23 protein-coding genes are annotated in these 11,554 nt (G+C 38.5%); all 23 read left to right on the forward strand.

The features are described from left to right. Positions 1 to 100 precede the first annotated feature (100 nt). The 23 genes from rpsJ to CAT7_RS11340 are packed head-to-tail and all read left to right on the forward strand — an operon-like array spanning position 101 to position 11,310. On the forward strand, positions 101 to 409 hold the full coding sequence (gene rpsJ / locus CAT7_RS11230) for a 30S ribosomal protein S10 (RefSeq protein ID WP_007725668.1): 309 nt from the start codon (positions 101 to 103) through the stop codon (positions 407 to 409). A gap of 33 nt (positions 410 to 442) precedes the next feature. Further along, complete coding sequence (rplC, locus tag CAT7_RS11235; RefSeq protein WP_007725669.1) at positions 443 to 1,075, forward strand: 50S ribosomal protein L3; 633 nt, start codon at positions 443 to 445, stop codon at positions 1,073 to 1,075. 25 nt (positions 1,076 to 1,100) lie between these two features. Next, positions 1,101 to 1,724, forward strand: coding sequence for a 50S ribosomal protein L4 (gene rplD, locus CAT7_RS11240; protein ID WP_007725670.1), 624 nt, complete (start codon positions 1,101 to 1,103; stop codon positions 1,722 to 1,724). Further along, complete coding sequence (gene rplW, locus CAT7_RS11245) at positions 1,724 to 2,008, forward strand: 50S ribosomal protein L23 (RefSeq protein ID WP_007725672.1); 285 nt, start codon at positions 1,724 to 1,726, stop codon at positions 2,006 to 2,008. The genes rplD and rplW overlap by 1 nt, the downstream gene beginning before the upstream one ends. 36 nt (positions 2,009 to 2,044) lie before the next feature. Beyond that, positions 2,045 to 2,878, forward strand: a complete 834-nt coding sequence (rplB, locus tag CAT7_RS11250; protein WP_007725674.1) for a 50S ribosomal protein L2 — start codon at positions 2,045 to 2,047, stop codon at positions 2,876 to 2,878. A gap of 53 nt (positions 2,879 to 2,931) precedes the next feature. Continuing rightward, the gene (rpsS, locus tag CAT7_RS11255) at positions 2,932 to 3,210 is read left to right on the forward strand and encodes a 30S ribosomal protein S19 (RefSeq protein WP_007725675.1); all 279 of its coding nucleotides are present in this window, start codon (positions 2,932 to 2,934) and stop codon (positions 3,208 to 3,210) included. Between the two features lie 23 nt (positions 3,211 to 3,233). Then, positions 3,234 to 3,590 carry a 50S ribosomal protein L22 gene (rplV, locus tag CAT7_RS11260; protein WP_007725679.1) on the forward strand — a complete coding sequence of 119 codons (357 nt, stop codon included), beginning with the start codon at positions 3,234 to 3,236 and terminating at the stop codon, positions 3,588 to 3,590. 3 nt (positions 3,591 to 3,593) lie between these two features. After that, entirely contained in the window at positions 3,594 to 4,250 is a 657-nt protein-coding gene (rpsC, locus tag CAT7_RS11265; protein WP_007725681.1) for a 30S ribosomal protein S3, read from the forward strand. Between the two features lie 2 nt (positions 4,251 to 4,252). Continuing rightward, positions 4,253 to 4,687 carry a 50S ribosomal protein L16 gene (gene rplP, locus CAT7_RS11270; RefSeq protein ID WP_007725689.1) on the forward strand — a complete coding sequence of 145 codons (435 nt, stop codon included), beginning with the start codon at positions 4,253 to 4,255 and terminating at the stop codon, positions 4,685 to 4,687. Then, on the forward strand, positions 4,677 to 4,871 hold the full coding sequence (gene rpmC / locus CAT7_RS11275) for a 50S ribosomal protein L29 (RefSeq protein ID WP_007725690.1): 195 nt from the start codon (positions 4,677 to 4,679) through the stop codon (positions 4,869 to 4,871). The genes rplP and rpmC overlap by 11 nt, the downstream gene beginning before the upstream one ends. Before the next feature lie 27 nt (positions 4,872 to 4,898). Continuing rightward, the gene (gene rpsQ / locus CAT7_RS11280) at positions 4,899 to 5,165 is read left to right on the forward strand and encodes a 30S ribosomal protein S17 (protein WP_007725691.1); all 267 of its coding nucleotides are present in this window, start codon (positions 4,899 to 4,901) and stop codon (positions 5,163 to 5,165) included. Between the two features lie 49 nt (positions 5,166 to 5,214). Further along, positions 5,215 to 5,583, forward strand: a complete 369-nt coding sequence (rplN, locus tag CAT7_RS11285) for a 50S ribosomal protein L14 (protein ID WP_007725692.1) — start codon at positions 5,215 to 5,217, stop codon at positions 5,581 to 5,583. Between the two features lie 35 nt (positions 5,584 to 5,618). After that, the gene (gene rplX / locus CAT7_RS11290) at positions 5,619 to 5,930 is read left to right on the forward strand and encodes a 50S ribosomal protein L24 (RefSeq protein ID WP_007725693.1); all 312 of its coding nucleotides are present in this window, start codon (positions 5,619 to 5,621) and stop codon (positions 5,928 to 5,930) included. 26 nt (positions 5,931 to 5,956) lie between these two features. Continuing rightward, the gene (rplE, locus tag CAT7_RS11295; RefSeq protein WP_007725694.1) at positions 5,957 to 6,496 is read left to right on the forward strand and encodes a 50S ribosomal protein L5; all 540 of its coding nucleotides are present in this window, start codon (positions 5,957 to 5,959) and stop codon (positions 6,494 to 6,496) included. Between the two features lie 18 nt (positions 6,497 to 6,514). Next, on the forward strand, positions 6,515 to 6,700 hold the full coding sequence (locus CAT7_RS11300) for a type Z 30S ribosomal protein S14 (RefSeq protein ID WP_007725695.1): 186 nt from the start codon (positions 6,515 to 6,517) through the stop codon (positions 6,698 to 6,700). A gap of 31 nt (positions 6,701 to 6,731) precedes the next feature. Continuing rightward, positions 6,732 to 7,130 (forward strand): 30S ribosomal protein S8, encoded by a 399-nt coding sequence (gene rpsH / locus CAT7_RS11305; RefSeq protein ID WP_007725696.1) that lies wholly within the window; start codon positions 6,732 to 6,734, stop codon positions 7,128 to 7,130. Between the two features lie 31 nt (positions 7,131 to 7,161). Continuing rightward, positions 7,162 to 7,698: a 50S ribosomal protein L6 gene (rplF, locus tag CAT7_RS11310; RefSeq protein WP_007725697.1), complete on the forward strand. Its 537-nt coding sequence runs from the start codon at positions 7,162 to 7,164 to the stop codon at positions 7,696 to 7,698. A gap of 48 nt (positions 7,699 to 7,746) precedes the next feature. After that, the gene (rplR, locus tag CAT7_RS11315; protein ID WP_007725698.1) at positions 7,747 to 8,103 is read left to right on the forward strand and encodes a 50S ribosomal protein L18; all 357 of its coding nucleotides are present in this window, start codon (positions 7,747 to 7,749) and stop codon (positions 8,101 to 8,103) included. Positions 8,104 to 8,123: 20 nt separating this feature from the next. Further along, on the forward strand, positions 8,124 to 8,624 hold the full coding sequence (gene rpsE / locus CAT7_RS11320) for a 30S ribosomal protein S5 (protein ID WP_007725699.1): 501 nt from the start codon (positions 8,124 to 8,126) through the stop codon (positions 8,622 to 8,624). Positions 8,625 to 8,639: 15 nt separating this feature from the next. Continuing rightward, on the forward strand, positions 8,640 to 8,819 hold the full coding sequence (rpmD, locus tag CAT7_RS11325; protein WP_007725700.1) for a 50S ribosomal protein L30: 180 nt from the start codon (positions 8,640 to 8,642) through the stop codon (positions 8,817 to 8,819). 43 nt (positions 8,820 to 8,862) lie between these two features. Continuing rightward, positions 8,863 to 9,303, forward strand: coding sequence for a 50S ribosomal protein L15 (rplO, locus tag CAT7_RS11330; RefSeq protein WP_007725701.1), 441 nt, complete (start codon positions 8,863 to 8,865; stop codon positions 9,301 to 9,303). Then, a complete protein-coding gene (gene secY / locus CAT7_RS11335; protein ID WP_007725702.1) occupies positions 9,303 to 10,598 on the forward strand; it encodes a preprotein translocase subunit SecY in 1,296 nt (431 codons plus the stop codon). Before rplO ends, secY begins: the two co-directional genes overlap by 1 nt. Before the next feature lie 58 nt (positions 10,599 to 10,656). After that, positions 10,657 to 11,310, forward strand: a complete 654-nt coding sequence (locus tag CAT7_RS11340) for an adenylate kinase (protein WP_007725703.1) — start codon at positions 10,657 to 10,659, stop codon at positions 11,308 to 11,310. Positions 11,311 to 11,554 lie beyond the last annotated feature (244 nt).

An 11,554-nucleotide genomic window follows, 5' to 3' on the forward strand; every position in this document is an offset into this window, starting at 1 on the left:
CGAGAGGTGCGACACACCGGCCGCTTTGCCACGGCGAGTGTGACGGAAATTTTCGTGGAGCAATGTCTAATTTATAAGAATAGGCGAAGGAGGGAAAATAATGGCAAAACAAAAGATTCGTATCCGCTTAAAAGCATATGAACATCGTATCTTAGATCAATCAGCGGAAAAAATTGTAGAAACAGCAAAAAGAACTGGTGCTAGTGTATCTGGTCCAATTCCATTGCCAACAGAAAGAACTCTTTATACAGTGATCCGTGCGACTCACAAATATAAAGATTCTCGCGAACAATTTGAAATGCTTACACACAAACGTGTGATTGATATCGTTAACCCAACAGCAAAAACTGTTGATGCTTTAACAAAACTAGATCTACCATCTGGCGTAGATATCGAAATCAAGCTTTAATTTTATTAAAAAAAATATAATGGAGGTGTACTCATGACCAAAGGAATCTTAGGAAAAAAAGTAGGTATGACGCAAGTCTTTACTGAATCAGGTGAATTAATACCAGTAACTGTAATCGAAGCAACTCCAAACGTTGTTTTACAAGTTAAAACAATGGAAACGGATGGTTACGAAGCAGTTCAATTGGGTTACCAAGAAAAACGTGAAGTATTGTCAAATAAACCTGCAATGGGTCATGTAGCAAAAGCAAATGCTACTCCTAAGCGCTTCATTCGTGAATTTAACGATGTTGTGCTTGGAGAATATGAAGTAGGACAAGAAGTGAAAGTTGATACTTTCGCAGTTGGAGACATCGTTAATGTAACGGGGACTACCAAAGGTAAAGGATTCCAAGGTGTTATCAAACGCCACGGACATAGTCGTGGACCAATGTCCCACGGATCCCGTCACCACCGTCGTCCAGGGTCAATGGGTCCTGTAGATCCTAACCGCGTGTTCAAACGCACATTACTACCAGGTCGTATGGGCGGAAATCGCGTAACGATCAAAAACCTTGAAATCGTTAGCGTTGACGTTGAAAAAAATGTACTTCTTATTAAAGGGAATGTACCTGGGTCTAAAAAATCCTTAATCCAAATTAAATCAGCTTTTCAAAAAGCTAAGTAAAAATTAAGAGAGGAGGAACAAAGGAATGCCAAACGTAGCCTTATACAAACAAGATGGTACTCAAAATGGTGAAGTTACTTTAAACGACGCTATTTTCGGTATTGAACCAAACGAAAATGTTGTTTTTGATGCAATCATCATGCAACGTGCTTCATTAAGACAAGGAAATCACTCAGTAAAAAACCGCAGTGCAGTACGCGGTGGTGGACGTAAACCGTGGGCTCAAAAAGGAACTGGTCGTGCTCGTCAAGGGTCAATCAGATCTCCACAATGGCGCGGTGGTGGAATCGTCTTCGGACCAACTCCACGTTCATACAGCTACAAACTTCCAAAAAAAGTTCGTCGCTTAGCAATTAAATCTGTTCTTTCTACTAAAGTAATAAGTGGAGATTTAATCGTTGTTGACGCATTGAACTTTGACGCACCAAAAACTAAAGAATTTGCACAAGTGTTAAAAAATCTAAACGTTGATTCTAAAGCATTTATTGTAGTAGAAAACGACAATGATTTCGCAACATTATCTGCTCGTAACCTTCCAGGAGTTAAAGTTGTAGCTTTTGATAACGTTACTGTGTTAGATGTTGTAGCGCATGAAAAATTGATTTTGACACAAACTGCTCTAACTAAGCTAGAGGAGGTTCTTCAATAATGGATGTACGTGACGTAATCTTGCGCCCAATTATCACTGAAGCAGCAATGGCTGCTCAAGATAACAAAAAATACACTTTCGAAGTGGATGTTCGCGCAAACAAAACTCAAGTAAAACAAGCGATTGAAGAAATTTTTGACGTAAAAGTTTCAAACGTAAACATCATGAACGTACGTGGAAAATTAAAACGTATGGGTAAACATACTGGATACACTAAAAAACGTCGTAAAGCAATCGTAACTTTAACAACTGAATCAAAAGAAATTGAATTATTTGAAGCTTAATTAAAGCTGTAAAATAAACACCGGGAGGGAAAACACGTGGGAATTAAAAAGTACAAACCTACCACAAACGGCCGTCGTAATATGACTGGTTCTGATTTCGCAGAAATCACTTCAACAACGCCTGAAAAGACATTGTTAGAACCAAACAGAAGAAAAGCCGGTCGTAATAATGCTGGTAAAATCATGGTACGTCACCGTGGTGGCGGACATAAACGTAATTACCGTGTAATCGACTTTAAACGTAATAAAGACGGTATCGTTGGGATCATTAAAACGATTGAATATGATCCAAATCGTACTGCAAATATTGCATTAGTACAATACACTGATGGTGTTAAAACATACATCATTGCACCTAAAGGAATTCAAGTAGGACAACAAATCGTTTCAGGAGAAACAGTAGATATTAAAACAGGTAATGCTCTTCTATTACAAAACATTCCTGCTGGTACTGTAATCCATAACATCGAAATGAAACCTGGTAAAGGTGGACAATTAGTTCGTTCAGCTGGAACTAGCGCGCAAGTGTTAGGTAAAGAAGGCAAATACGTAATGATCCGCTTAAACTCAGGTGAAGTTCGTTTGATTTTAGGAACTTGTCGTGCAACAATCGGTTCAGTTGGTAATGAACAACATGAATTGATTAACATTGGTAAAGCCGGACGTTCTCGTTGGTTAGGCAAACGCCCAACTGTTCGTGGATCTGTAATGAACCCGAACGATCACCCACACGGTGGTGGTGAAGGTAAAGCTCCAATCGGACACGCTGGTCCAATGACTCCATGGGGTAAACCTGCTCTTGGATTGAAAACACGTAATAAAAAAGCTCAATCTAATAAATTTATCACACGTCGTCGTAAAACAAAATAAATTCAGGTTAGTTGATTTTCCAACTTTCCTAAGGAATGGAAGGAGGTTCACCCATGGGTCGTAGTCTTAAAAAAGGACCATTTGTCGATGAACACTTAATGAAAAAAATGAATGTACTGGCTGAAAGCGAAAAGAAAACTGTCGTTAAAACTTGGTCACGTCGTTCAACAATTTTCCCAAGTTTCATTGGTTACACAATCGCTGTCTATGATGGACGCAAACATGTACCAGTTTATATTCAAGAAGACATGGTCGGACACAAATTAGGTGAATTTGCACCAACAAGAACATACCGCGGTCATACTGCGGATGATAAAAAAACTAAACGTTAATTTTGAGAGGAGGATAACTCGATATGCCAGAACAAATTACAGAAGCGAAAGCAACTGCCAAAACTGTTCGTATTGCAGCTCGTAAAGTTCGTTTAGTTGTCGATCTTATTAGAGGGAAAAGCATTGGAGAAGCAATTTCAATTTTGAAATTCACTCCACGTGGTGCTTCACCAGCAATCGAAAAAGTTTTGATGTCAGCTATTGCTAACGCAGAACATAACTACGATTTAGACGTAGAAAACTTGGTAGTAAGCGAAGCTTATGTTAACGAAGGACCAACGATGAAACGTTTCCGTCCACGTGCAAAAGGATCAGCTGCACCAATCTTGAAACGCACAAGCCACATTACAGTAGTGGTATCTGAAAAGAAGGAGGGATAATCTGTGGGTCAAAAAATTAATCCAACAGGCTTACGTGTAGGTATCATCCGCGATTGGGATTCTAAATGGTATGCAGAAAAAGATTTCGCAAACTATTTACACGAAGATATCGCTATCCGCGAATACATTGCAAAAAAATTAAGCGACGCTTCAGTTTCTAAAGTAGAAATCGAACGTGCTGCTAATCGTGTTAACGTTTCAGTTCATACTGCTAAACCAGGAATGGTTATTGGTAAAGGTGGTTCTGAAGTTGACGCATTACGTAAAAAATTAAACGATTTAACAGGCAAACGAGTTCACATCAACATCGTTGAAATCAAACGCCCTGACTTAGACGCTAAATTAGTCGGTGAAGGAATTGCTCGCCAACTTGAAAGCCGTGTTGCTTTCCGTCGTGCTCAAAAACAAGCTATCCAACGCACAATGCGTGCTGGAGCTAAAGGTATTAAAACAATGGTTTCTGGTCGTTTAAACGGTGCAGATATCGCTCGTAGCGAAACACATTCAGAAGGAACTGTTCCACTTCACACATTGCGTGCCGATATCGACTACGCATGGGAAGAAGCAGCTACAACTTACGGTAAACTAGGCATCAAAGTTTGGATCTACCGTGGAGAAGTTCTTCCTACAAAAAAGAACATTGAGAAAGGAGGGAAATAATCATGTTAGTACCTAAACGTGTAAAATTCCGTCGTGAATTTAGAGGTAAAATGCGCGGTGAAGCTAAAGGTGGGAAAGAAGTAACTTTTGGTGAATGGGGTTTACAAGCCGTAGAGTCAAAATGGATCACAAACCGTCAGATTGAAGCAGCTCGTATTGCAATGACACGTTACATGAAACGTGGTGGGAAAGTATGGATTAAAATCTTCCCTCATAAATCATATACGTCTAAAGCAATTGGAGTTCGTATGGGTTCTGGTAAAGGAGCACCTGAAGGTTGGGTTGCACCTGTTAAACGTGGTAAAATCATGTTTGAAGTTGATGGAGTTTCAGAAGAGGTTGCTCGTGAAGCACTTCGCCTAGCTTCTCACAAATTACCTGTTAAAACTAAGATTGTAAAACGTAAAGAAATTGGTGGTGAATCGAATGAAAGCTAATGAACTTAAAGGGTTAACCACTGCTGAAATGGTTGAAAAAGAAAAAACATTTAAAGAAGAGTTATTCAATCTAAGATTCCAGTTAGCTACTGGCCAATTAGAAAATACTGCTCGCTTAAGTGAAGTTCGCAAATCGATTGCACGCATTAAAACTGCGTTACGTCAAGCTGAATTACAAAAATAGTTGATTGTCAAAGGAGGTCACCAAACGATGAGTGAAGAACGTAATCAACGTAAAGTCTACCAAGGCCGTGTTGTTTCAGACAAAATGGATAAAACGATTGTTGTCGTAATCGAAACGCAAAAGAAACATAGCCGTTACGGTAAACGTATTAAATACTCTAAAAAATATAAAGCACATGATGAAAACAATGTTGCCAAAATTGGCGATATCGTAAAAATTATGGAAACTCGCCCATTATCATCTACAAAACATTTCCGTTTAGTAGAAGTTGTTGAAGAATCTGTTACCGTTTAAGATGAACAACAAATAACTTAGTTTCCAAATCTGGAAGGAGGATACAACCGTGATCCAAACAGAAAGTCGTTTGAGAGTTGCAGATAACTCAGGAGCTCGTGAAGTCTTAACTATTAAAGTATTAGGCGGATCTGGCCGTAAAACTGCTAATATTGGTGATGTTATTGTTTGTACTGTAAAACAAGCAACACCAGGTGGCGTTGTCAAAAAAGGTGAAGTCGTTCGTGCAGTTATCGTTCGTACTAAATCAGGAGCTCGCCGTGCAGATGGTTCATACATTAAATTTGATGAAAATGCATGTGTAATCATTCGTGACGATAAGAGCCCACGTGGAACTCGTATCTTTGGACCAGTTGCTCGCGAATTACGTGACAACAACTTCATGAAGATCGTTTCACTTGCTCCAGAAGTTCTTTAATTAATTACCATCCACAAAGGAGGTGCGTGAAAGACATGTACATTAAAACAGGTGATAAAGTAAAAGTTATTACTGGCAAAGACAAAGGAACTGAAGCTGTTGTATTAAAAGCTTTTCCTAAAAAAGATCGTGTAATCGTAGAAGGCGTTAATGTTATGAAAAAACATCAAAAACCTAATTCAGCGAATCCACAAGGTGGAATCATTGAAATGGAAGCCCCTATACACGTTTCAAATGTTATGCTTATAGACGCTTCAACTGGCGAACCAACTCGTGTTGGCTTTAAAGTAGAAGACGGTAAAAAAGTACGTATTTCTAAAAAAACCGGTGAAGTTTTAGATAAATAATAGATAAGGAAGGAGGTATGAACTTCATGAACCGCCTTAAAGAAAAGTATATCAAAGAAGTAACACCATCAATGGTAGAAAAATTTGGTTACAAATCAATTATGCAAACACCTCAAGTAGATAAAATCGTTATCAACATGGGTGTGGGTGATGCTGTATCAAATGCTAAAAACTTAGATAAAGCTGTTGAAGAATTAACAGTAATCTCTGGTCAAAAACCATTGATCACTAAAGCTAAAAAATCAATCGCTGGCTTCCGTTTACGTGAAGGTATGCCAATTGGTACTAAAGTAACATTACGTGGAGACAGAATGTACGATTTCCTAGACAAATTGGTTTCTGTTTCACTTCCTCGTGTACGTGATTTCCACGGCATAAGCAATAAAGCTTTTGACGGACGCGGAAACTACACATTAGGAGTTAAAGAACAATTAATCTTCCCTGAAGTTGACTACGATAAAGTAGACAAAACTCGCGGAATGGACATTGTTATTGTAACTACTGCTAATACAGACGAAGAATCTCGTGAACTTTTAACACAACTTGGAATGCCATTCCAAAAATAATAATAGGAGGCGAACTACGTGGCTAAAAAATCACTAATTGCTAAAAACAAACGCCCTGCTAAGTTCTCAACTCAAGCATATACTCGTTGTGAACGCTGTGGACGCCCACATTCAGTTTACCGCAAATTTAAACTTTGCCGTATTTGCGTCCGTGAACTTGCCTATAAAGGACAAATTCCAGGCATGAAAAAAGCAAGCTGGTAATACGATACTCGCATAAAGGAGGCTAAATTCAATGGTCATGACAGATCCGATTGCAGATTTTCTAACTCGTGTACGTAATGCTAACCAAGCACGTCACGAACAATTAGAAGCACCTGCTTCAAAAATTAAAAAAGACATTGCTAACATCTTGAAACGTGAAGGTTTCATTAAAGATGTTGAATACATGGAAGATGACAAACAAGGCGTTATCCGCGTTTTCTTAAAATACGGAAAAGACAACGAACGTGTTATCACAGGATTGAAACGTATCTCTAAACCAGGTTTGCGTGTATACGCTAAAGCTGGCGAAGTACCTAAAGTTCTTAACGGACTTGGTATTGCGATCGTATCAACTTCTGAAGGTGTCATCACAGATAAAGAAGCAAGAGCAAAAAATATTGGTGGCGAAATAATCGCTTACGTTTGGTAATAAGTAATAATAATCAAGGAGGTGTATTGCTGTGAGCCGTATCGGTAATAAAACAATCACTATCCCTGAAGGTGTAACGGTTACTCGTAATGAGGATATCGTTACCGTTAAGGGACCAAAAGGTGAATTGAGTCGTTCTTTCAGCCCAGTTATCACAATGAATGTAGAAGGCAACGAAATTAACTTTTCTCGTCCAAATGACTTGAAAGCAAATCGTGCACTACATGGCACAATGCGTGCTAACTTAAACAACATGATTGTTGGTGTAACTGTTGGTTTTGAAAAAACTTTAGAATTAATTGGTGTAGGGTACCGTGCACAATTACAAGGTAGTAAACTTGTATTGAACGTTGGTTACTCTCATCCTGTAGAATTTACTGCAGAAGATGGTCTTAACATTGAAGTTCCTGCAAATACTAAAGTAGTTGTTAAAGGAATGAACAAAGAGAAAGTTGGCGCTTTAGCTGCTAACATTCGTAGCGTACGTCCACCTGAACCTTATAAAGGTAAAGGAATTCGTTATTCTGACGAAGTTGTACGTCGTAAAGAAGGTAAAACAGGTAAATAATAGCCTGGCTGCCTAAGATTCAACCATTAAATTAAAGAGGTGACAATTGTGATTACAAAACCAGACAAAAACAAACTACGTCTGAAAAGACATGGTCGTGTACGTTCTAAGATTTCTGGTACTGCAGAGTGCCCACGCTTAAACGTGTTCCGTTCTAATAAAAACATCTACGCTCAAGTAATTGATGACGTAGCGGGTGTGACGCTAGCAAGTGCATCTTCATTAGATAAAGAAGTTTCAGGCGAAACAAAATCAGCACAAGCTTCAGCTGTTGGTTCAGCTATCGCTAAATTAGCTGTTGAAAAAGGTATTAAAGAAGTAGTCTTTGACCGTGGTGGATACCTTTACCATGGCCGTGTTCAAGCTTTAGCTGAAGCTGCTCGCGAAAATGGACTAGAATTTTAAAAAAAGGAGGAATACCACACATGGTTTACATCGATCCAACACATTTGGAATTAGAAGATCGTGTCGTTTCAATCAACCGCGTAACTAAAGTTGTTAAAGGTGGACGTCGTCTACGTTTTGCTGCTATCGTTGTTGTCGGAGATAAAAACGGACACGTAGGTTTCGGTACTGGTAAAGCACAAGAAGTACCAGAAGCTATCCGCAAAGCAATTGAAGATGCTAAAAAGAATCTTATTGAAGTACCTATGGTAGATACTACGATTCCTCACGCAGTTATCGGTCGTTATAGCGGCGGTAACATTTTAATTAAACCTGCTGTTGCCGGTTCTGGGGTTTCTGCTGGTGGTCCAGTACGTGCCGTATTGGAATTAGCTGGAGTTGCAGACGTAACAAGCAAATCATTAGGTTCAAGCACACCGATCAACATGATCCGTGCTACCGTTGAGGGCTTATTACAATTAAAACGCGTTGAAGAAGTTGCAAAACTTCGTGGAAAAACTGTCGAAGAAATTATAGGATAAGGAGGACATTAAGAAATGGCTAATTTAGAAATTACTTTAAAACGTAGCGTTATCGGACGTCCTCAAAACCAAAGAGATACAGTTACAGCTCTTGGATTAAGAAAAATCAATAGCACTGTAGTTAAACCTGCCAATGAAGCTATCACTGGTATGGTAAAAACAATCTCACATTTAGTTGACGTTAAAGAAGTATAGAAACAAGTAAGTAAACTTTAATTGAAGGAGGTGCCTAATCTATATGAAACTTCATGAATTACAACCCGCAGAAGGATCTCGTAAAGTGCGTAACCGCGTTGGACGTGGGACTTCATCAGGTAACGGTAAAACATCAGGTCGAGGTCAAAAAGGACAAAACTCACGTTCAGGTGGTGGCGTACGTTTAGGATTTGAAGGTGGACAAACTCCATTATTCCGTCGTGTTCCAAAACGTGGATTTACGAATATTAATCGTAAAGAGTTTGCTATTGTTAATCTTGATACTTTGAACCGTTTCGAAGATGGTACAGTAGTAACACCAGCATTGTTAATAGAAACTAAAGTCATTAAATCTGAAAAATCAGGGATTAAAGTTTTGGGTAATGGTCAAGTTGAACGTAAACTTACTGTTCAAGCAAGCAAATTCTCCCAAGCAGCTAAAGAAGCAATTGAAGCTGCTGGCGGTTCAGTTGAGGTGATCTAATGATCAAACTGCTTATAGAATCCTTTAAAGCAAAGGACATTCGAAGTAGAATTATCTTCACTTTAGGTATTTTAATCGTATTTAGACTAGGAACTCATATAACGGTTCCTGGTGTCAATGCGGCAGCTTTACAAGATCTATCCTCAAATAGTTCATTGTTTAGCTTGTTAAATACAATTGGTGGGGGAGCATTAGACAGATTTTCTATTTTTGCACTAGGCGTATCACCATATATCACTGCCTCAATTGTTGTTCAACTGTTACAAATGGATATTATTCCGAAGTTTGCTGAATGGGCAAAACAAGGTGAAGTAGGCCGCAGAAAATTAAATCAAGTTACTAGATACTTAACGATTGGTTTGGCGTTTGTTCAAGCAATCGGTATCTCTTATGGGTTTAATGCTGGCACGAACCAAGGATTGATTATCAATCCAGGAACGAATACTTACCTTATGATTGCTATCATGTTTACTGCTGGTACAATGTTGGTTATGTGGCTAGGGGAACAAATCACAGTTAAGGGATTTGGAAACGGGACTTCAATGATTATCTTCTCAGGTATCGTTGCTCGTGTACCTTCTGATTTATGGGATTTTTACAATTCGCAAATACGAAATGCTGGAGATCAAATGGCGCAAGCTTTATTCTTCTCACTTCTAATTGCCATTGCTTTTGTAGCAATTATTGTAACAGTCGTTTACGTTGAAAATGCAAAAAGAAAAATTCCTGTTCAATACTCAAAACGCTCAGCTGGCTCAGGTCAGGATACTCACTTGCCGTTAAAAGTAAATTCAGCTGGTGTAATTCCAGTAATTTTTGCAAGTTCATTTATTATGACACCACAAACAATCTTAGGATTCTTTAGTGCTACGAATGCAGATGCACAATGGTTTATCATTTTAAACAAGATTTTTAATTTGCAAGAACCAATCGGAGCAGTTCTTTATACTGTTTTAATTGTAGTCTTTACTTATTTCTATGCATTTATCCAAGTGAACCCAGAAAAAGTTGCTGAGAATTTACAAAAACAAGGCGGATATATTCCTAGTGTGCGTCCTGGAAAACCCACTCAAGATTTTATTTCAAACACGTTAACGCGTTTGAGTACTGTCGGAGCGGTTTACCTAGGGGTTATCGCATTACTACCAATACTTGCGTCAAACGTTTGGAACTTACCTCAATCTGTTTCTCTAGGTGGTACCAGCCTACTTATCGTAGTTGGTGTTGCTTTAGAACTTATGAGACAACTTGAAGGCCAAATGTCTAAAAAAAGTTACCAAGGCTTTATACAATAAGAAGAAAGTGTTGAGGATTATCCTCGGCACTCATTCTTACATTTAAGGAGGAATAATCTTGAATCTCATTTTAATGGGTCTTCCTGGTGCAGGTAAAGGAACACAAGCTGAACAAATTGTTGACACATACAATGTGCCACACATTTCAACAGGGGATATGTTCCGTGCTGCTATCAAAAATGAAACTGCCTTAGGACTAGAAGCTAAAACTTATATGGATAAAGGCGATTTAGTACCTGATGAAGTTACAAACGGGATTGTAAAAGAACGTTTGGCTGAAGCAGATACTGAAAATGGATTTTTATTAGATGGCTTTCCTAGAACGCTTAACCAAGCGCAAGCTTTGGAAGAAATTTTAATAGATCTAAACAAAAAGTTAGATGCTGTTGTTTACATCAGTGTTAACAAAGATATTTTAATGCAACGTTTGACTGGACGGATCATTTGTCGTTCATGTGGCGCAACGTATCATAAAATCAATAAACCACCAGTGGTTGAAGGAACTTGTGATCGATGTGGTGGACATGAATTCTATCAAAGAGAAGACGACAAACCTGAAACAGTTGAAAATCGTATTAGTGTCAACTTAGAGTTGACCGAACCTCTATTAGACTTTTATAAAGAACGTAATGTGTTGTACACTGTAAATGGTGAAGATGATGTTAAAGATGTTTTTATAAATGTCCAAAACATAATTTCAAACACTAAGTAATTGAACAGAGGAACAATGGCTTCATTATTTTCTTGATATAAGTCACTGCCAGCTAGCTCACGATTGAAATTGTTTAATCAGTATTCGAGCGAGGCTACTTGTCACTATATTTAATTTGTGGTACAATATTCGAGGTGTTGACTTTTCAATGCTGATATGTTGTGTTATTATAAGAAGATTAAACAAATAGAAGGTGAGGGCTAAGTGCGCTCACTGTTTATCGCGTGTAAATGCGAAACAATTT

It is taken from the genome of Carnobacterium sp. AT7, assembly GCF_000171855.1.
GTDB classification, from domain to species: Bacteria; Bacillota; Bacilli; order Lactobacillales; family Carnobacteriaceae; genus Carnobacterium_B; species Carnobacterium_B jeotgali.

What these genes read in the sequence shown, in the direction of transcription:
- rpsH (WP_007725696.1), top strand. Translation starts at nt 6,732, where the DNA reads ATGGTCATGACAGATCCGATTGCAGATTTTCTAACTCGTGTACGTAAT.
- rplD (WP_007725670.1), top strand. Translation starts at nt 1,101, where the DNA reads ATGCCAAACGTAGCCTTATACAAACAAGATGGTACTCAAAATGGTGAA.
- rplC (WP_007725669.1), top strand. Translation starts at nt 443, where the DNA reads ATGACCAAAGGAATCTTAGGAAAAAAAGTAGGTATGACGCAAGTCTTT.
- rplV (WP_007725679.1), top strand. Translation starts at nt 3,234, where the DNA reads ATGCCAGAACAAATTACAGAAGCGAAAGCAACTGCCAAAACTGTTCGT.
- rpsE (WP_007725699.1), top strand. Translation starts at nt 8,124, where the DNA reads ATGGTTTACATCGATCCAACACATTTGGAATTAGAAGATCGTGTCGTT.
- rpmD (WP_007725700.1), top strand. Translation starts at nt 8,640, where the DNA reads ATGGCTAATTTAGAAATTACTTTAAAACGTAGCGTTATCGGACGTCCT.
- rpsS (WP_007725675.1), top strand. Translation starts at nt 2,932, where the DNA reads ATGGGTCGTAGTCTTAAAAAAGGACCATTTGTCGATGAACACTTAATG.
- rplE (WP_007725694.1), top strand. Translation starts at nt 5,957, where the DNA reads ATGAACCGCCTTAAAGAAAAGTATATCAAAGAAGTAACACCATCAATG.
- rpsQ (WP_007725691.1), top strand. Translation starts at nt 4,899, where the DNA reads ATGAGTGAAGAACGTAATCAACGTAAAGTCTACCAAGGCCGTGTTGTT.
- rplP (WP_007725689.1), top strand. Translation starts at nt 4,253, where the DNA reads ATGTTAGTACCTAAACGTGTAAAATTCCGTCGTGAATTTAGAGGTAAA.
- secY (WP_007725702.1), top strand. Translation starts at nt 9,303, where the DNA reads ATGATCAAACTGCTTATAGAATCCTTTAAAGCAAAGGACATTCGAAGT.
- rplX (WP_007725693.1), top strand. Translation starts at nt 5,619, where the DNA reads ATGTACATTAAAACAGGTGATAAAGTAAAAGTTATTACTGGCAAAGAC.
- rpsJ (WP_007725668.1), top strand. Translation starts at nt 101, where the DNA reads ATGGCAAAACAAAAGATTCGTATCCGCTTAAAAGCATATGAACATCGT.
- rplW (WP_007725672.1), top strand. Translation starts at nt 1,724, where the DNA reads ATGGATGTACGTGACGTAATCTTGCGCCCAATTATCACTGAAGCAGCA.
- rplO (WP_007725701.1), top strand. Translation starts at nt 8,863, where the DNA reads ATGAAACTTCATGAATTACAACCCGCAGAAGGATCTCGTAAAGTGCGT.
- rpmC (WP_007725690.1), top strand. Translation starts at nt 4,677, where the DNA reads ATGAAAGCTAATGAACTTAAAGGGTTAACCACTGCTGAAATGGTTGAA.